Source organism: Verruconatronum alginivorum, from assembly GCF_056590205.1.
Genome location: NZ_JBWPVQ010000001.1, coordinates 82,262 through 101,225, shown reverse-complemented (window position 1 = coordinate 101,225; position 18,964 = coordinate 82,262). Strand labels below are relative to the sequence as shown.

Annotated in this window: 10 protein-coding genes; 5 read left to right on the top strand and 5 right to left on the bottom strand. The window is 61.2% G+C overall.

All coding sequences use genetic code 11. From position 1 onward, the window contains the following. Window positions 1-34: 34 nt before the first annotated feature. Entirely contained in the window at window positions 35-1,855 is a 1,821-nt protein-coding gene (locus ACWUI2_RS00255; RefSeq protein WP_486980854.1) for a sodium:solute symporter family protein, read from the bottom strand. 131 nt (window positions 1,856-1,986) lie between these two features. On the opposite strand from ACWUI2_RS00255, the gene ACWUI2_RS00250 reads away from it, so the two are divergent. The 4 genes from ACWUI2_RS00250 (at window position 1,987) to ACWUI2_RS00235 (ending at window position 7,443) form a co-directional block, all read left to right on the top strand. Beyond that, complete coding sequence (locus ACWUI2_RS00250) at window positions 1,987-2,739, top strand: type II secretion system protein (protein WP_486980853.1); 753 nt, start codon at window positions 1,987-1,989, stop codon at window positions 2,737-2,739. A 102-nt stretch (window positions 2,740-2,841) separates the two neighbouring features. After that, a complete protein-coding gene (locus tag ACWUI2_RS00245; RefSeq protein ID WP_486985087.1) occupies window positions 2,842-3,735 on the top strand; it encodes a hypothetical protein in 894 nt (297 codons plus the stop codon). 17 nt (window positions 3,736-3,752) lie between these two features. After that, window positions 3,753-6,023, top strand: coding sequence for a right-handed parallel beta-helix repeat-containing protein (locus ACWUI2_RS00240; protein WP_486980852.1), 2,271 nt, complete (start codon window positions 3,753-3,755; stop codon window positions 6,021-6,023). 19 nt (window positions 6,024-6,042) lie between these two features. Next, window positions 6,043-7,443: a hypothetical protein gene (locus ACWUI2_RS00235; protein ID WP_486985086.1), complete on the top strand. Its 1,401-nt coding sequence runs from the start codon at window positions 6,043-6,045 to the stop codon at window positions 7,441-7,443. Between the two features lie 120 nt (window positions 7,444-7,563). Here the strand turns inward: ACWUI2_RS00235 and ACWUI2_RS00230 are convergent, their stop codons facing one another. From ACWUI2_RS00230 to ACWUI2_RS00215, 4 genes are all read right to left on the bottom strand, one after another. Continuing rightward, on the bottom strand, window positions 7,564-9,726 hold the full coding sequence (locus ACWUI2_RS00230; protein WP_486980851.1) for an ABC transporter ATP-binding protein: 2,163 nt from the start codon (window positions 9,724-9,726) through the stop codon (window positions 7,564-7,566). A 9-nt stretch (window positions 9,727-9,735) separates the two neighbouring features. Beyond that, entirely contained in the window at window positions 9,736-10,929 is a 1,194-nt protein-coding gene (locus ACWUI2_RS00225) for an ABC transporter permease (protein WP_486980850.1), read from the bottom strand. Further along, complete coding sequence (locus ACWUI2_RS00220) at window positions 10,926-14,246, bottom strand: ABC transporter substrate-binding protein (RefSeq protein ID WP_486980849.1); 3,321 nt, start codon at window positions 14,244-14,246, stop codon at window positions 10,926-10,928. Before ACWUI2_RS00220 ends, ACWUI2_RS00225 begins: the two co-directional genes overlap by 4 nt. Before the next feature lie 826 nt (window positions 14,247-15,072). After that, window positions 15,073-16,110, bottom strand: a complete 1,038-nt coding sequence (locus tag ACWUI2_RS00215) for a LacI family DNA-binding transcriptional regulator (RefSeq protein ID WP_486980848.1) — start codon at window positions 16,108-16,110, stop codon at window positions 15,073-15,075. 183 nt (window positions 16,111-16,293) lie between these two features. On the opposite strand from ACWUI2_RS00215, the gene ACWUI2_RS00210 reads away from it, so the two are divergent. Then, the gene (locus ACWUI2_RS00210) at window positions 16,294-18,942 is read left to right on the top strand and encodes a right-handed parallel beta-helix repeat-containing protein (RefSeq protein ID WP_486980847.1); all 2,649 of its coding nucleotides are present in this window, start codon (window positions 16,294-16,296) and stop codon (window positions 18,940-18,942) included. Window positions 18,943-18,964: the final 22 nt, after the last annotated feature.

The window sequence follows — 18,964 nt, the reverse complement described above, 5'->3', positions numbered from 1 at the left end:
TCTTTGCGGCTATTAACGATCCTTTGCGGCGGTCCTATTTCCGCTCCGCCGGATTCGCTTCCGGTTTTTCGATGTCGCGGATGAGATCGCCGGTGGGCGAGTGGATTTCGTCCAACGCGGGTTCCTTTTTCGCGGAGCGGATCAGGAGCCAGCCGATCAAGGTGATGGCGCCGCCGCAGAAGAGGAATCCGGCGCGACCAAGCCAGGGATTCGGGATCAGCATCAGGAGGAGAATGAATCCGCCGTAAGCGAGACAAAGCCGTCCGATGGCGAGGTTTTGACGGGCGTCGCTCCCCGCGCCCATTTCCTTGGCGAAGTCGATCGGGGTCCGCATTTGTTCGAAGAACAAGTCGACCTTCGCCTTCCGTTCCGGATCACGTTCCCGGGCGACGAAGCAGCAGCCGAGGAACCAGGTGGAGCCAACGAACAGATTGAGGAGAACGCCGATGATCAGGTTCCAGTCGCTCATTTCCCTTGGCAACAGGGAGAGCTCCAGTTGCCGGTCGAGCCATGCCGCATTGAAGACGAAACTGGCGAGCAGCGAAGACCCGAAGCCGACCAGGACCGTCGACCAACCGGCCCACGAAGGCGCCCGCTTGATCAGGACCCCCCAGATCAGGGGAATAACATACGGGAGGGCGACCAAGGTGCCGAATTGCAACATCAGGTCGAACAACCCGATATCTCTCCATTGGCTGAAGGTCAGGGCGGCGAGGATCACCAGGACGCCGAAGAACGCGGTGGTTCCTTTGCCGGCGGTGAGCAATTCGCGGTCGGTCGCCTTGGGGCGGAGCACCGGTTGATAGAAGTTGCGCACGAAGATCCCGGCGTTGCGGTTGAGGCCGCTGTCCATCGACGACATCGTGGCCGCGAAGATCCCGCTGATCAGCAGTCCGACCATTCCGGCCGGCATGGTCAACAGGCAGATGGCGACGAACGAGGCTTCCGACGGATTATTCAACTGCGGGAAGGAAGCCCCGAGGTCGGGGTGGGTGATCGTCGCGGCCATCGGCGGGATGAACCAGAAGAGCGGTCCGATGAAGAAGAGGGTCGCGCCGAGCAAGGCGGCTTTCCGGGCGTGGCTGCTGTCCTTGACGTTCAAGTAGCGGGAGGCGTCGAGCATGTTGTTGGTCGAGCAAAACTGCTTCAACATGATCGCGAAGATCCAGAGATAAACCAGGTTGGTGTAGTTGAGATGGGACCAGTCGAAGAAGTGGTTTTCCGGCACGCCCTCGACGAAGGCGCCGATCCCTCCGACATGGATGATCGCGTAAACCCCGGCCACCACGGTGAGCGGCATCAAGACCAGCATTTGCATGAAATCGCTGGCCACCACTCCCCAGGAACCGCTCAGCAAGGAGACGAACACCACCACCGTCCCGACCACCAGGATGGTCATGGTCAAATCGAGGCCGAAAATCGCGGCCACGAAAATCGCCAATCCGTTTAACCAGATCCCGGCGTAGAGGACGCCGAGCGGAATCTGCAACCAAGTGAAAAACTGCTCGTTGGCCCGGCCGAAGCGGAGGCGCACCGCCTCGATCGAAGTGATGACCCGCATTTGGCGGAACCGGGGGGCGAAGAAGAGATAATTGAAGACGAACCCCAAGCCGTTGGCGAAAAAGAGGAACAGGATGATAATGCCGTCGTCATAGGCCTTACTGGCTCCTCCGGTGAACGTCCACGCGCTAAACGCCACCATGAACGCCGAGCTACCGGCCATCCACCAGACCATCTGTCCGCCGCCGCGAAAATAATCGCTGATGTTGGAGATGAAACGGCGGAAAAACCAGCCGATGCTCAGCATGAAGACAAAGTAAAAAGCGATGACGGCGTAATCGAAAGGGGAAATCATGATTTAATAATTATTAAATTCACACTTGACGCGTCAACCGATTTTCGGCAAATTCGCCATAAATAGCAGGAATCAGTTCCGACTCCCGCCATCGACAACTTGTTTCATCCAAACCCTGAGAAAGCCCGCATATGAACCAGAACCTTAGTTTCCAGCAGATCCGCCGCTCTTCCATCAGCGAGCGCCGCGGCTTCACTTTGATCGAATTGCTGACGGTGATCGCCATCATCGGAATTCTGGCCGCCATTCTGATTCCGGTGGTTGGTCGGGTGCGGGAGTCCGCGCGGGCTTCTTCGTGTATGTCGAACATTCGTCAGATCAACACCGCTCTATTCCTGTATATGGACGACAACAACGGGTTTTACCCGGCGGCCTCTCCCGACGCCCAGGACGGCATGGGGGCGATCCTTTGGACCAAAGCCTTGGGACCGTATTTGCCGCAGCGCGGGAATAATCCGGACAGCATCGAAAACATCATCTTCGTTTGCCCGAGCGCGCCCAGCACCTCTTTCTCGCAAAACTATGAAGGAATCAGCCGGACCTATGCGGCCACCGCGGCGATGCTCGGTGCGAATCCTGGCGGCAACGTCGGGCAAACGGCGAAGTTCCCCCGCCCGTTTACTTCGATCGTCGACCATTCCGTCACGCCGCTGATCGTGGAAGCCCAACCGAGTTCTCCGGGCGCCACCGGCTCGATTTCCAATTTGTCGTGGAACGCCATCGGACCCGATATGGTCGCCGCCTCCACCGCCGAGGTCCGTCGTTTCGACTTCCGTCACAACGACTTGATGAACGTCGGATTCGCCGATGGCAGCGTTCGCACCATGCGCCTGCAAGAGATCCAGGAATTCGACCGCGGAACCTGGGAAGGTCGCCAACTGTAAACCTGGCGGCCTCGCCGCGAACGAGCCGGTTTGATTTAGAATCGAACCGGCTCTTTTTGGAATCGTTAATTAATAACTATAAATCAATCCCCTTAACCGATCATGAAAAAACTCTCTCTCTCCCTGTTCTCGTTTGTCTCGGTCTTCTTCGTTTCCGTTGGAACCTCCGAGGTCATTTTTTCGACGACTTTCCAGACCCAGCTCCCGGGCGAGCGTCCGGTCTTTGACATCGTCCGTCCCTCCGGTTCCAACACCGCTAATGTTGGGGCTGTCATCGTTGATGGAAACTCGAGCCCGGTGGCGGGTTTCGGCCCGGCCGGAAACCACTCGTTGCGCCTCTGGGACCGGGATCCTCTGAATCAAGCTGGAGTTGAACACAACTTCGCGTCCAGTGCGTTGACTCAATTGTCGGCGGTTCGCCTCGACTTCAATTTTCAGCGATCCATGTTCATCGATACGCAAGGCGATTCCCTCGATTCGCTTTACGTGATGCTTGGTGCTTATAACACGGGGCAGACTTTGAACAACCAGGACAACCGCGCGTTCGAATTGCGGATCAACAACGATGGCACTTTCCGCATCCGTCACGGTCTAGATGAAAGCGTGACCCTTGTTCAATCGATTCCATCCCCCGACCAGGTGAACGGATTCAGCATTTTCGCGAATTCCGGGCACAAGGCGTTTCAATACGAAGGTCCCGATGGAGTGAACCGGCAATTGAACGCCAATTCGTTTTCGGTCTATTTGAACCAAACGCTGGTCGGCGAGAACCACGAGTTCCTGCGTCAGATTTTTCATGACCAAGAGAACATTCTTGGCAAGTTCGGTTTCCGAACCGGCAATGCCAACGCCCGCACGAATGTCGATTTCCTGGTCGACGACATCGTGGTGTCGGTGATTCCGGAGCCTCGGACCTACGCCATTGTCTTCGGAATCGGGGCGCTCGGTCTCGCATGGGTCCGCCGTCGGGCCGCCATCCGGTTGACTGCCGCCTGACCGCCCTCTCCGGTGTCATGATGCGGCAATTACGAACACCTGTTCTAACCATTCTTTTCCTGGCGATCGCCTTGCCGGCGGCGATCGTCGCCGAAACGCTGTTTTCGGAAGATTTTTCGTCCCTCCAGGTAGGCGCTCGCCCTTCTTTTGATCATGTTCGTCCGGGAACCAACTCGGATCGAATCGGGGTTTCGGTAGTCGAGGAGGAGGGAAGCCGCGGCCTCCGTATTCGGGACCACGACGCCACCGCCCAGGCGGCGATCGAGCATAATTTCGTCGACGGCTCCGGCGGCCAGTTGGCGGCGGTGCGATTCGATTTCAGCTTTCGGCGGTCGCGGGAGTTGGCCACTGATGGAGCGATGGACGCCTTGTATGCCACGCTCGGTTCGTTCGATCGAGGCGAGACCCTTCGGTCGCAACATCATCGTCCCTTCGAACTTCGGATCAATAACGACGGCACCCTTCGGATCGTTCACGAAACCGATCAGTTTCCCACCCGCTATCCGGTCGACCGGACCAATCGGATCAGTCTCTTCGCCAATGCCGGGAGCGACTCCTTCTTTTATGAGAGCCCGGACGGATCGGTCCGCGAGATGCGGGCCAACTCGTTCGACGTTTACTTGAACGACACCTTGATCGGAGGCGGTTTCGGATTCATGCAAACCCATTTCCGGGACGAGGAGCACGTTTTCGGGAAGTTCGGTTTTCGGGCGGGGAACGCCAACGCCCGGGAGAACATCGATTTTGTGATTGGCGCGATCCGGCTTTCCCGCATTGTGGCGGCCGAAGCGCCGACCTCCGGTCTCCTCGGAGAAGCATTCACCAGCGATCGTTTACCGGTCTGGGACGCCGGAGTCCGGGGCGGAATTCCCGAAGTGCCGGTGGTGGTGGAGTTGCGCGCGGCGGATCTGGCCGGCGAAGCGGGGGCGGTTATCCAGCGCGCGATCGATTCGCTTGAGACCCCGGGAGCCGTCCTCCTCCCGCCCGGCGAATTTCCGGTTCGCCGTCCCCTCCGGCTTCGCTCCGGCGTGGTCCTGCGGGGAGCGGGGCAAGGGCAGACGCGCCTGGTGGTCGACTTGCCCGCGCTACGGGAGTTCGACCCGGACCAACGCCCGGCGATGGGGATGGTGCAATTTGAAGGCAGGCGTCATCAACGCCCGGTGTCCTTGGAATCAGGATACGACCGCGGATCGACGACGGTCGTCCCCGAGTCGACCGCCTCTTTCTCGGAAGGCGATTGGGTTTTGATCTTCAGTGAGAACGATCCGGAGTTGATGTACACCGATCCCCGATGGGAGACTGGCTGGGCGCAGCAACTGCTGGCGCAGATCGTGCGGATCGAGCGGATCGCCGAGGGGAGGATTCAATTCGACACCCCGTTGCGCCTGACTCTGAAAAAGGAGTTGAGGCCAAGGATTCAGCGGATCGTTCCGATCGAATGGGCCGGATTGGAGGATCTCACCATCCAGCGGGTCGATTCGCATCACGACAACATCATCGGGTTCGAGGCGGCGGTCAATTGCTGGATGCGTCGGGTCGAAACCATCAACGCGACGCGGTCGCACGTTTGGATCAATTACAGCCGGTTCGTCACCATCGAATCGAACCATGTCCATGGCGCCCAATATCATGATGGCGGCGGGCAGGGGTATGGGATCGTTACCGGTAATGTCGCGGTCGATTGCCTGATTCAAGACAACGTCCTCCATCAGTTTCGCCATTCGCTAATGACCAAAGCCGGATCCAACGGCAACGTCTTCGCCTACAATTATTCCTTCGACCGCCGTCGCGAACCGAAGGGGGCGCCGCTTCTTTGCGACATCTCGATTCACGGTCACTACTCGCACCACACCCTCTTTGAAGGCAACGTCGTCGAGCACGCCGTCTTCGCCGATTATTGGGGTCCGACCGGCCCGCTAACTACGATGTACCGCAACATCGTCACCGACCGCATCGAACTGCGCGATCACTCGCACGACGCCAACATCATCGGAAACATCGTTGGGCGCCGTGGTATCCAAAGCGATGGGACATCGAAGCGAATCCTGGCATTCGCCAATCGGGTCGAAGGAGAATCGGGGGGCGGCGGCGAACCCCACCAGGCGGAGTTTCTGCGCGATTCCCTTTACCTGAATGAGAAACCGGCCTTCTGGACGGACGACCTTCCTTGGCCTCCGGTGAACCCGTGGCGGGAACCGGCTTCCGGTCCTGTCATTCCCGCGCAATTACGTGCCGATAAAGTGACGGAGACCTCCCACCTCCGTGCGTCATCCGCGGCCGGCCACTAAAATCGAGCCATCCAACTTTATGAGAACCAAGACCCACCTCGCCACCCTCTCCGTCCTCGCTTCTTTAGCATGGGTTTCGGCCGGATTAGCCGAAACCGCCGACGTCTTGTATTCACGGGACTTCGACGAGACTCCCCCCGGATTCCGTCCCACCTTCGACCATGTCCGCCCTTCGACCAACGCCGACAATCTCGGTTTCGAGACTGTCGAGGGGGGCTTGCGGTTGTGGGATTTTCACTCCGGAGCCCAGACGGCCCTTGAACAGAATTTCGTCACTGACTCCGACCGGCAACCGTCGGCCGTTCGTTTTGATTTCGAGTTCCGGCGAAAGGAAGCGTTGCGGACCGATGGGGCGATGGACGCCTTGCACGCGATGCTGGGCGAGTATGATCCGGCTGAAACCCTTGGCACCCAAGCCAACCGGGCGTTGGAGTTGCGGCTCAACAACGATGGCAATTATCAGATCAACCACGGCGGAGGCCGGACCGACGGATCGTTCCGGGCCGACGAAACGAACCGGATCAGTCTGTTCGCCAATGCTGAAGCGCGTACCTTTTTCTACGAAGGACCGGACGGCGTTCAGCGCCGCTTGGGTGGAAACGCATTTGACGTGTTTCTCAACGACGAGTTGGTCGGGGCCGGTTTCACCTTTCTCCAGTCGGCATTCCGCGATGGAGAGGGAGGATTCGGTAAATTCGGATTTCGCACTGGCAACGCCAACGCCCGGGAGAAGATCGATTTCGTCCTGCGCAACATCCGGGTGACCACCATTCCGGAGGTAGAAGCCGGGAGTCAACCGATCTTGCAAGGAACCCGTTTCGCCGGATTGGACAACGGGGCGGCGGTTCCGGCTCCGTGGCAGACGTCCGACGGTGAGCCCGGGATTTCAGTGCGAATCGGGAAGCCGGACGGAGCTCCCAATGAGGAGCGATGGATCGAGTTTCGCGATGCCAGCGGGAGCGCTTCGGCCAGTGCGAGTTTGCGCCAGCGGTTTGATCCCGTGAAGAACGGACGCCTGTCGATGAAGATCTATGTGGCGGAGGACCACCAAGGCGAATTTGGAATCTATTTGGGGGAAGGGGAGGCGTCGTCGACCCCTGATCGGGTGGTGGATGTGAAGACCAATCCCCGGGGAGTTCTCCGGGTCGGCAGCCAAGGGGTGCGTCAAGGAACCCCGGTGGTGTTGGCGCCGGGCGAGACGCACCATCTATTTATTGAATTCATCTCCGCGAACCGCGACCAGTTTTTGCTCTTCGTCGTGGGCACCTATGACGCCGAAGGCAATGAAACGATTCACTCCCGGATCGAAGCCTCTTCGCCGCCCCGGCCGGTCAGCGGCTTGCGGATCACCACCGACAACGCCCCCAGCGGCGCCCATTTTTTTATCAAGGATCTGAAGCTGATCGACCGTGACGCCTGAAGGCGCTCGGACCGGGCGTAGGACCGGGCGTTGCGGCATGAGCGCCGTGTTTGGTCGGTCTGAAAACAACCCTCCGATTTGCCGGAAGGGGTTACATCCTACGGTCCGGCGGTGTATCCGTTAAGTCCGGAGGTCGTCTTCGATCTCCTCGGCGCGCGCGCAGGAGACGAAACGTCCTTCGGTGAGTTCGCGCAGGGCCGGGGGGTGGCCCCGGACGTCGCAGACGCCGGTTTTGGCGTGCGGACAACGGGGGTGGAAACTGCATCCCGGAGGAAGGTCGGCCGGATCGGCCGCTTCGCCGCCGACTTTGAACTCGAGTTTGATGTCGGGATCCGGATGCGGAATCGCCGACAGCAACGCACGGGTGTAAGGATGTCGCGGATTCGTGAATACCTCTTCCGTTTCCGAAAGCTCGACGACTTTACCGCCATACATCACCGCGACCCGGTCGCAAATGTGGCGGATCACGCTGAGGTCGTGGCCGACGAAAATGTAGGTCAGTTTCAGTTCCTTCTGGAGATCCTTGAGTAGATTGATCACCTGGGCCTGGACCGATACATCGAGGGCGGAGACCGCTTCGTCGGCGACGATCAGCGACGGACGCATAATCAAGGCGCGGGCGATCCCGATCCGTTGCCGCTGGCCGCCGCTGAAGGCGTGCGGGTAGCGGGCGCGGTGTTCCGGTTTGAGTCCGACCTTGACCAACGCCTCCTCAACCCGGCGCTTCAATTCCTCGCCTTTGGCCAGTCCGTGGAGCATCAGCGGCTCGCCGACGATGTCTCCGACGGTCATCCGGGGGTTCAGCGACGAATACGGGTCCTGGAAGATCATCTGCATCTCCTGCCGCAGCGGCTTGAGTTGGTTGTCGTCCAGCTTGGCGAGGTCGACCCAACCGTTGCGGGAGCGGAACCGGACTTCGCCCTGGGTTGGCGAGAACGCTCGCAGGATCGCTCTGGCGGCGGTGGTTTTGCCGGAGCCGCTTTCGCCGACGACGCCGAGGGTTTCGCCCGGCATCACGTCGAAGTTGACCTGGTCGACCGCCTTGACTGTGCCGACCTGTCGCTGGAAGAAGCCCTTGCCGCGGATCGGGAAAAACTTGCCGAGGTTGCGCACCTGCAGGAGGGGCTCGGGCCGACTCTTTGGTTTGCCGGCCGTCTGGGGAGCGGAAGTCGGGGAGGGGGAGACGGAAACCGGTTTGTCGGTTGCGGGTTTCGCTTTGCCGGACATGATCTCCTCGGCCCGGACGCAGGCCACGGTGCGGCCCGGCTCGATCTCGTGCAAGGGGGGAGGGCCGCCGACGTCGCATTTGCCCGGTTCCGCGTAGGGACAGCGGGGGTGGAACGGACAACCTGGGGGGATGTCGAGCAAAGAAGGGACCGTTCCTTTGATCGCCTGAAGACGATCGGCCCGCGCGTTGATGCTCGGGAGCGAGGCCAGGAGACCCATGGTGTAGGGATGCCGGGGGGCTTTCAGCAGCGAACGGCAATTCGCTTGCTCGACCACCCGTCCGAGATACATCACCGCCACGTCGTCGGCCATCTGGGCGACTACTCCCAGGTCGTGGGTGATCAGCAGCACCGAGGTGTTCATCTGCTTTTGGAGCGACTGAATGACCTGGAGAATCTGGGCCTGGATGGTCACGTCGAGGGCGGTGGTCGGCTCGTCCGCGATCAATAGTTGCGGATTGCAGACGAGGGCCATGGCGATCATCACCCGCTGGCGCATGCCGCCGCTGAATTCGAACGGGTATTGCCGCAAACGTTTTTCTGGGCCCGGAATTCCGACCCGCCGGAGCATGTCGAGGGCGAGCCGTTCGGCCTCGGCTTTGCCGACGTCCCGGTGGGTCAGGATCGCTTCGCAAACCTGGTTGCCGACCGTATGCACTGGGCTGAGCGCCGTCATTGGCTCTTGGAAGATCATACTGGCGAGCCCGCCCCGGACGTGATAAAGCTGGTCCGACTTCTCGTGCAGCGCGGCGACGTCGATCATGCCGCCCTGGTCCGGATAGAGGCGGATCTGTCCGCCGACGATTTCGCCCGGGCGTTGGATCAAGCGGAGTATTGAATAAGCGGTGACACTTTTTCCGCAGCCGCTTTCGCCGACGATGGCGAGGGTGCGGCCCCGTTTGAGGGAGAAATTGACTCCGTCGACCGCCGGGATAGTTCCTTCTTCGGTGGTGAAGTAGGTGCGGAGATCTTCGACCTCGAGAACCGTTTCTCGCAGGCCCGCCGGTTTGCCGGATTCGGTCCGGACGGAAGGTTTTGTTTCGATGTCGGAGCTCATGGGAAATGATTACATGGTGGCGTAGGGATCGGCCGCGTCGCGCAGGCCGTCGCCGAGGAAGTTGAAGGCGAGCACTGTCACGATGATCGGGATCACCGGCATCAGGAGCCATGGGTAATTGGCGACCGATTGCAATTGCATGGTGTCCTGGAGCATCACTCCCCAGCTGACTACCGGAGGCCGGAGACCGAGACCGAGGAAGCTGAGGGCGGTTTCCCCGAGGATCATCGCCGGGACGCTCAAGGTGAGGACCACGATGATGTGGCTGGTGAAACCGGGGACCAAGTGCCGGAAAAGGATGCGCCGATGGCTCGCTCCCTGGAGTCGGGCGGCCACCGCATAATCCTCCTCGCGCAACGCGAGGATCTTCCCGCGAACCACCCGGGCGAGACCGGTCCAGCCGAGAAGGCTCAGCACCACGGTGATGCCGAGATAGGTGACCATCAGCGACCAGTCGGCCGGCATGATCGCCGCCAGGGCGAGCCAGAGTGGAAGTTGGGGGAAGGAATTCACGATCTCGATCGTCCGTTGAATCAGGTCGTCGATGAAACCGCCCTTGTATCCGGAAATTCCCCCGATGATGATGCCGAGCAGCGAAGTGATCGCGATCGCGATCAAGCCGATCGACAGGCTGATCCGGGCGCCGAAGATGATGCGGCTGTAGACGTCGTGGCCGTATTTGTCGGCTCCAAGGAAGAAGAAGGCGGGAACCGGTTGGTCCGGATCGGCGACCGGTTCGATCGACCGGTGGTCGACGCCGAAGAAACGGAGATCGGTTTCGAAAAGTCCCCAAAACGAATACGACTCTCCCCGAACGAAGAAGGAAAGGGGAACGACCTGGTCGGTCCGCACGGTGTATTTGCGCTGGAAGGTGATCGCATCTCGTTCCTGTTGGAGGGCGTAGGTGTGCCAACCATGTTCGAGGTTGAACATCGGAAGCTGGGGCGGCGCGTGCATGTAGTCGAGATCCCGCCAGTCGCGCGAGTAGGGAGCGAAGAACTCGGCGAAGGCCGCCATGATATAGAGGATGACCAGGACGAACAGCGAGAAGACCGCCAACCGGTGCCGGTGGAACCGGAGGTTGATCAGCTCCCATTGGGAGAGATGGGCGAAGGAAGCGCGGTCCGCGTCTTCGCCCGTTTTTTTGAGGTCGAGGGCCGTTTGCTTTTTCCCGAGGCCGAACATTCGAATCAATCCGATCATTTCTTACCCCCCATACGAATTCGCGGATCGAGCCACATCAGCAGCAGATCGCTCACGAGAGTTCCAAAAACAGTCAATAAACTCAGCACCATCAACATGGAGCCGGCGAGATACATATCCTGGTTCATCAGCGCCCCGAGGAGCAATGGCCCGACGGTCGGAAGGCTCAGCACGATGGCGACGATGGCTCCGCCCGAGACCAATTGCGGGAACAGACTGCCGATCCCGGAGATGAACGGATTCAAGGCGAGGCGGACCGGATACTTGAAGAGCAGTTTCATCGGGCGGACCCCCTTGGCGCGGGCGGTGACGACGTACGGTTTGCGCAGTTCGTCGAGCAGGTTGCCGCGCATCACCCGGATCATCCAGGCGGTTCCGGCGGTGCCGAGCACCACGACCGGAATCCAGATGTGTTTGAGCAGGTCGTTGAACTTCCCCCAGGTCCATTCCGGTTGCGCGGCGAATTCCGGAGAAAAGAGACCGCTGACCTGGTTGTCGAAAACGGTGGCGCTGACGTAGATCAGGATCAAGGCCAGGAGGAAGTTCGGAATGCACATGCCGATGAAACCGATCAAGGTCAGCACGTAGTCGCCGAATGAATACTGCCGGACCGCCGAGTAAATCCCGATCGGGATCGCCACCACCCAGGTGAAAATGATGGTCAAAAGCGAGATGAGAAAGGTGAGGAGAATCCGGTCGCCGACGATGTCGTTGACCCGCCGGGTGTCCTCCATCGACCGTCCGAGGCTGCCCTGGAGCAGACCGCGGTCGGAGGAATCGAAGGTGACGAACCACGGCACCCCGAGCCAGCGGAAGTAGCGGGTCACCAGCGGGTCGTCGAGGTTGAAGAGATCCTGCAATTCGCGGGCCTCGGCGAGGGCGGATTCGTCCCCTTCCATTTGCAGTTCCAGGATGCGCGATTCGATGAAGTTGCCCGGCGGCATTTGGATAATGACATACGTCGCGATCGAGATAACCAGGAGAGTCGGGATCAGGATTATGATGCGGCGGCCGATGAACGGATGTTTCACCGAGACGAGGATCCCGCCGATGATCAGGCTTCCCCAGAGAAAAGTTTTCACCAGGAAACCGACCACGTCCCGTCCGCCGGTTTCCTCGGTCTGGTCTTCGGCGGTCTGCCGGACGCCGCTTCGGATGGTGAGGGAAGGATCGGGCCGGACATCGACCATCGCCCGCTTCATGGCGGCGATGGCGCCCGGGGAGTCGGACGGTTGTTCGAAGAAGTAGCTCTCGATGCCGGCGTTGGCGGGGGTGTTGAAAACGTGGCCGACGATCGCGTTTCGCGGGACGTTGCGGAGACCGCCCTGGACGATCACCAACTGCGGCGGAGGCGTGCTGACGTTGATCGTCCAGACGTTGTCGGCGGCGATTTCGAGGATTTCGTTGAAGATTTCCCGTTGTTCTTCGAGGGTCGGAGCTCCCCGGGCTTCGGTGAGCAGAAGCATCGCCCGGCGCAACGGATGGTCCTCGGGCGGTTCGATGGAGAGCGGACGTTCCCAGGCTTCGGGATGACCGGTGAGGCCGCCGAGTTGATACCATTGGGCGAAGCCGGGGGCGAAAAAGGAGTGGAGGGCCACCGGCACGAAGTTCCGCGGTTCGAGCAGCGGATAGAATTCGCTGTCGCCGGCCCACAAGGTGAAATCGTGTTCAAGGGCCGATTGCTGGCGTTGCCAGAGGCTGCGGGCCGAACCGCGGAGGATGGCCCGGACCCCGACTTCGCCCCAATGGGTGGTGATGAACGGGGCCGGCCCCGACGGGACTCCGGAGGTGGCGGCGTGCAAATAGAACGTCATGCGGGTCCCATCCGGAAACGTCCGGTAACCTTCGCGGTCCCGCTCGGTCAGTCCGATTTCATCGAGCAACGCGTTGGCCCGGTCGGGATCGAATTCGGTGAAGCTCTTGAAGAAACGGGGATTGTGGAACGGGGATTCCGGTCCGGGGTCGAGCTGGGCCGGTTGGGTTTCCCCATGGTATTCGGCGCGGATGATCTCTTCGCGGTTGATGGCGAGCGACAGCGCCTGGCGGAACCGTTTGTCATTGAGGAGGGTGTTTTTCCAACGTGTTTCCGGGCGGTCGGAATCGATCCGGCGGTTGAGATTCGGGTAAATGGCGAAATTGGACCGGGCTGATTGGAGCCAGTGATAAACCTCGAAATTGTTCGCCCGGCGCTCGCTCATGTAGAGGGTGTAATCCCCGTAATGGATGTGGCGCATCTGCATGGTGATGTCGCCGGAGGCGGCGGTCACCGAAATCATGCCCGGCGACCGGATGTCAAAGAGGACCCGGTCGATGTAGGGAAGTTGGTTTCCTTCGGGATCGACCACCCAGTAGTAGGGATTGCGGACGAATTCGTAGGGCGGGGAGGTTTGATGGGAACGGGGAACCCAGGGCCAGAGCCGGGGATGCTCGGGATTCCGGAAATTGGTCAAACGGATATAGGCGGCCCGCGCGCTCGGGACTCCCTGGGCCCGGAGCATTGCCTGGATCGACTCGGGATTCCCGAATTCCGGATGAAACTCCTTAAGGTAGTGTTCCGGAGCCCAGAACGGGTGCTTGGCCATCAATTCGGGGAAAATCGCGTTCGGCAGGGGGAAGGAGAAGCGGACCGTATAATCGTCGATCATCTCGATCTCCCCCAGTTCCCCCTGGATGGTCATGAAGAACGGGCGCATGTCGAAGTGCTTGATCTCGGCGTTCCACCAGTAGGCGATGTCGCGGGCGGTGAAGGGATGACCATCCGACCAGCGGATGCCCCGGCGGAGACGGACGGTGAATTCGGTGCGGTCTTCGTTGGCTTCGAATGACTTGGCCAGGTGCGGTTTCAACGGATAACCAAGGGGGGACCAGCGCAGCAACGTCGCCCCGGACATCCGCCAATCGATGATTCCGACATCCCCCTCCGAAGTGGCGACCCGATACCAGGTGCCCCCGAAGTTGCCGATTCCGTCGACTCCCTGCATCACCGCCGGTTCGGGGCCGACCCGCTCCGCGACCGGGGGAAGCCGGCCCTCCTGGACCAATTCAGCCAGGAACGGAGATTCGCCACGCGGAAACCAGGCGCCCGCTTCGCCCTCCTCGTAATCGACAGTTACATGGAGCACCGGCGGATTCTCGGGGTCGAACGAAACGTCGCGGTGGCTCTCGACCAGAGCCAGATCGTCCGGGTCGACCGGAGGAAGCGGTGTGTAGACGTCGGGCCGCAGCACCCAGCCGAAAATCCAGAGCGAGGCGACCAGGAACAGTCCGGCGCCGATGAAATACGAGCTGTAAGTCGTCAGTTTGTTTCCGTTGGGCATGACAAACGCGGTGGTCGAAAATGAATGAGAGTATCGAAAGGGAAGAAATCTGAGTCCGGAGCCGTCCGGAGCGGGCGGAAACCACCGCCAGGTTCCGCCATTCTTCCTAACGTTAGGAAAATGGAAAGGAAAAAATGCGGAAATCGGTGAGGTCCGGACCGACCGGGCCGGTATCGCCTATCGAATTGCGACCCTTCAGGCCGCGTTATGTTTCCGTTTCCTGACCCAGCCCTGCGGACTGGGCTCTTGGATTCCGCACCTTCGGCGCTCGGGTCACCATCCGCGGCCGGAAAGTTACGGCCAACCGCACCAACCAGAGGCGGAACCGCGTTGCGGTTCATATACCGGCGCACCTCCCCAGGGTAGGCCTCGTCCCTTCGGCCAACCCTGGGCTGGAGGTCGAAAGCCCGTTGGGCTAGGGGGAGTGGCGCCGACAGTGCGAGATGCTCGAACCCGGTCCGCAGAATTGGAAGTCGAACGTCCGTGGGCAAAGGTTTCGGACATCGGCGACTGGTGGTTAGCGCCGAAGGTGCGAAATCCTAAAGCCCAGTCCGCAGGGCTGGGTGAAAAGAGGTTTAGAATCTGCGGCCTGAAAGGTCGCCATATCCGTGGGTCGAATCGCAGTTGGGCAAAACGATGGGTCCGCAGAATTGGAAGTCGAACGTCCGTTGGGGCAAAGGTTTCGGACATCGGCGACTGGTGGTTAGCGCCGAAGGTGCGGAATTCAAAAGCCCAGTCCGCAGGGCTGGGTGAAAAGTGGTTTAAGTCTGCGGCCTGAAAGGTCGCCATTTCCGTGGGTCGCCCAAATGCACGAAAACACGCGCGCTCACAACGTCGCCCCTTCGGTCCAGGCGGCGTCGACGGTCACCCGGTAGGGAAGGGCGGGTTCGCCGCGGCGGTTGGCCTGGCATTCCCGGATCAGGATGTCGGCGGCGGTGGCGCCGAGGGCCCGATGTCGTTGGTCGACACCGGTATACGAAGTTCCCCCTTGGGCGGCGTCGAGGGAAAGGATCGCCACGTCCTCCGGGACCCGGATTCCCGCTTCCCGGAGCCAATCGAGGGCTTTCACTTCGCCGGTGACGAGGAGATCGGGCCGGTTCCGGATCACCCAGGCGAGAAATTCGTCTTTGCCCGGACGGTCGGGGGTGATCCAGGCCGGCAATAATTCGAGCGGCTCCGGCCTTCCTCGCTCTACTTCCCGGTGGTAGGTCCAGGCGATTTCGTATTGCCGGTGCGTGACCGCGCTGTCGAGGGCGGATAAAACCAGTCCGGCCCGGCGGCAGGATCGCTCCCGGATCGCTGAGACGACGAGTCCGATGCCGCCGGTGTAATCTCCTGAAACCGTGTGGAAACGATGTCCGGAGATCGCGGCCCCGACGACGCAGACGGAAAAACGGGACCAGTCGATCGCCTCCAAAAGCTCCGTTTCGCGCAAGTGGATCCACATCACCCCGGTGGTTCCCCGGGTGCGCAGAGCCCGTTCCAGAGCCTCCGGCCGGTCTTCGAAACCCCGCAAACTGATCTCGTCGACCCCGTAACCGGCGCTCTCGGCCTGGGCGCGGGCCCCGGCCACCACCAGGGAAAGGCCGGGATGATGGCGGGCCCATTGGGCCGAAGGCCGGGGGACCAGGAGCGCCAGGATCGACCGAATCGGCTGTTCCTGGCGGCGCACCGCCGTCATCAGGGCGGTCACCATCGGGTTGGGAACGTAGCCGAGTTCCCGGGCGACCCGCAACACCTCGCGGCGGGTCTCCGGCTTGACCCGGTCGAGTCCCCGCAGGGCGAAACTGACCGTGGCGACCGACACGCCGGCCGCCGCCGCGATTTCCCGGTAGGTCGGCATCCAACCAGAGCAAATCAGCAAAACCCTATTGGCAATCAAAATCTAACGCGTTAACAAATTTCGAGGGAAAACGTTGGGATTAAAGTTGAGACAGGAGGCCGATCCTCCAAAATCAAGTTAGTACATCGGGTTCAGCCCGTTTCGAGCGCGGAGTTTTTCTTTCGGGCGTTCGTTTCCTCCAATTCATCGACCATTATTGTACCCATGCGTTTTCGATCCCTTGGCGTTTCCTTGTTCTGTCTGGCCGCGACCTCTCTCCACGGAGCCCTTCCGCTGCCGCCTCCGGAGATTCCGGAGAATCCGGCTTTTGAACCGATGGTGATCACGGCGGGGGGCCAGAAGCTTTTGCTCCGTCAGACCGATGTCGAGGTCTCCTGGAACGCCGGGGCAGAGCGGTTGGAATCGAGTCATCCGGGCTGGTGGATCGTCAATTATCCGCTCGACCGCATCGCGGGATTGGAGGAAATGGATCCCGATGCGATCGCCCAAAAGCTTTTCGACCGTCCGGAGGAGGAATTGAAGAATTGGTATTTGCGCACCCCGCCCGGCTCCGGGGGGGATCTGCCGGAAGAACCGGCGGCGCCGACCGGTCCGGCGGCGATCGTCCCGCATCCGGATCCGTCGCTGGTGGTCGATGGAAATCATCCCGCGGCGAGCGACGAGAATCCCGGCACGGCGGATTCTCCGTTGAAGACGGTGCAGGCGGCGGTGGAGCGGGCGCGTCCCGGCGACGTGATCCAGGTGCGGCCGGGCATTTACCGGGAATCGGTCCGGGTCGCCCGGGCCGGAACCGCCGACCAACGGATCGTCCTGGAAGGTGTCCGCGACGAGGAGGGGCGGATGCCGATTCTCTCCGGAAACGACGCGGCTCCCGCGGGCGCCTGGACCGAAGTGCCGGGAGAACCGGGCCTGTGGCGGGCGGAACGTTGGACGCGGGGTCTGGCGGAAATGGCCCGCAACGGATGGATTTTGCGGGAACGGACCGTTCTGGAGGAGTTGGGGGAGTGGGAATTCATTCAAAGCCGGGGAGACCGGGAGTTGCTCGCTCCCCGGCTGAGTCCCGATGTCGACCCGCGGCCCGGCGATCGCGCGCTCGGCCAGGAGTGGCGGTTGATTCCGACCAATGAGAACGGGTTCATCGAGTTCGGCGACGAGCGGGGGCTTTTTTACGCCTCCTCGTGGGTCTGGCTCGATCCGGTGGCCGGGGAAGTTTGGGATCCCCGTTTTCCCGCGCCGATCACCGGTCAGATTTGGATGGGGGGCGGATTCCGCGCCGGCCATTTCGGGGCGGCGCGCTGGGACCAGCAGGCGAATCCCTACCGGGTCTGGGTCAACGGGGAACTGATGCCGGCCGCCGGACAGGCGGGCGAACCGCGGGCGGCGACCCGGCAGACCAATAATTATGATATCTGGAGCCGGATGCCGTTCCGCGAGGGGTGGAACCATGTCTTCATGCTCTTCGATTCGACCTTCCGCGAAGACGTGCCGCACACGTATCGTTTCCGGCTTCCCCGCGGACGCCCCGAGACGGTGTCGAGTCCGGTTCGCCCGGACGATCTATCGGAACCGGTCGAGGGGGAGACCTACGATTGGCTCAACGAATGGACGATCCTGGGACCGCTCCCGGCCGAAAAGCCGGACCATCATATCTATTTGCGGGTCCCCGAAGGAATCGATCCGAACGAGGAGGAGATCGACATGGGCGAGCGGCAGCACATCGTCTTTATCGACCAACCTTACTGGACGGTTCGCGGACTGGAGTTCCGGCATGGGGCCCAGGTGTTCCAGCGGGCACATTTTCATACGGAGGCGCCCGGCATCACCGTGGAATACTGCAAGTTCGTCGAGCCCCAGGTGCGGGCGCTTACGTTTTATGTGCGCGGCGGTTTCGAGTGGGATTCCTCACCGGTGATCCTGCGGGGCAACTGGATCGAGTCCCCGGGGTCCCTCGGCATGGGAACCACCGGCGGCTCCGTGCGGCTGACGGCGGAAAATCTTCTCACGCCGCCGATGCGCGGGCGCGTCCTCGTGGAGCACAATACCATCATCAACAACAACCGGGGCGGGGAGGAGCGGTGGGACGAGTCTGGCGCGATGAAGTTCTTCCGCCTCACCGGCTCCGTGGTGCGCCACAACACCATCATCGAGGGGGACGGTCCGGCGATCTGGTATGACTGGGAGCACTACAACAACCGGATCGAAGGAAACCTCGCCATCCGGGCGAAGGGATTCGCGGTCGGTGTTGAGGCATCGCCCGGACCGAACCTGGTGGCGAACAACGTCAGCATCGATCTTCGCCCGGGCGGGAATTATTTCCGCTACGGCATCCTCGCCTGGAGCAGTTCGCGGACCTGGGCGTTGCACAACACCCTCGATAACGCCTTCGAGGATCCGGCCCGCGGCGGAGGCATTTACCTGGGCGAAGGAGGCAACAATCGCGGGACCCGCTGGGACCCGCTGACCCACCGCGAGTCGGCGGTGATCAACAATCTTGTCGTCCGCACCGAAACCCCGCTCGATCCGCGCCGGGCCGAGCCGGTCGAGGGAAACCTTTTCCTCGACGGCGACGACATTCCGGAGTTCCGCAACCCGGCCGCGGGCGACTACCGGACTGCCGCCGGAAGTTCGATCGACGGCGCGGCGCGGCCGGAACTCTCCATCCCCGACCTCGATGACGAAGTCGAAGTGGTCGGCCTGGTCCGCCACGACTTTTTCGGCCTCCTGCGTCACCCGGACGACGAACGGTCCGTCGGTGCCTTCCGGATCGACCGGGAACCGGCGGAGGGCGAGGGTTCGCAACTGGAGGCCGAGTTCACCGACGGAACGATGAAGCGTTTCTGGCGGGCTCGGTGACCGATGAAACATCCCGCCAAAC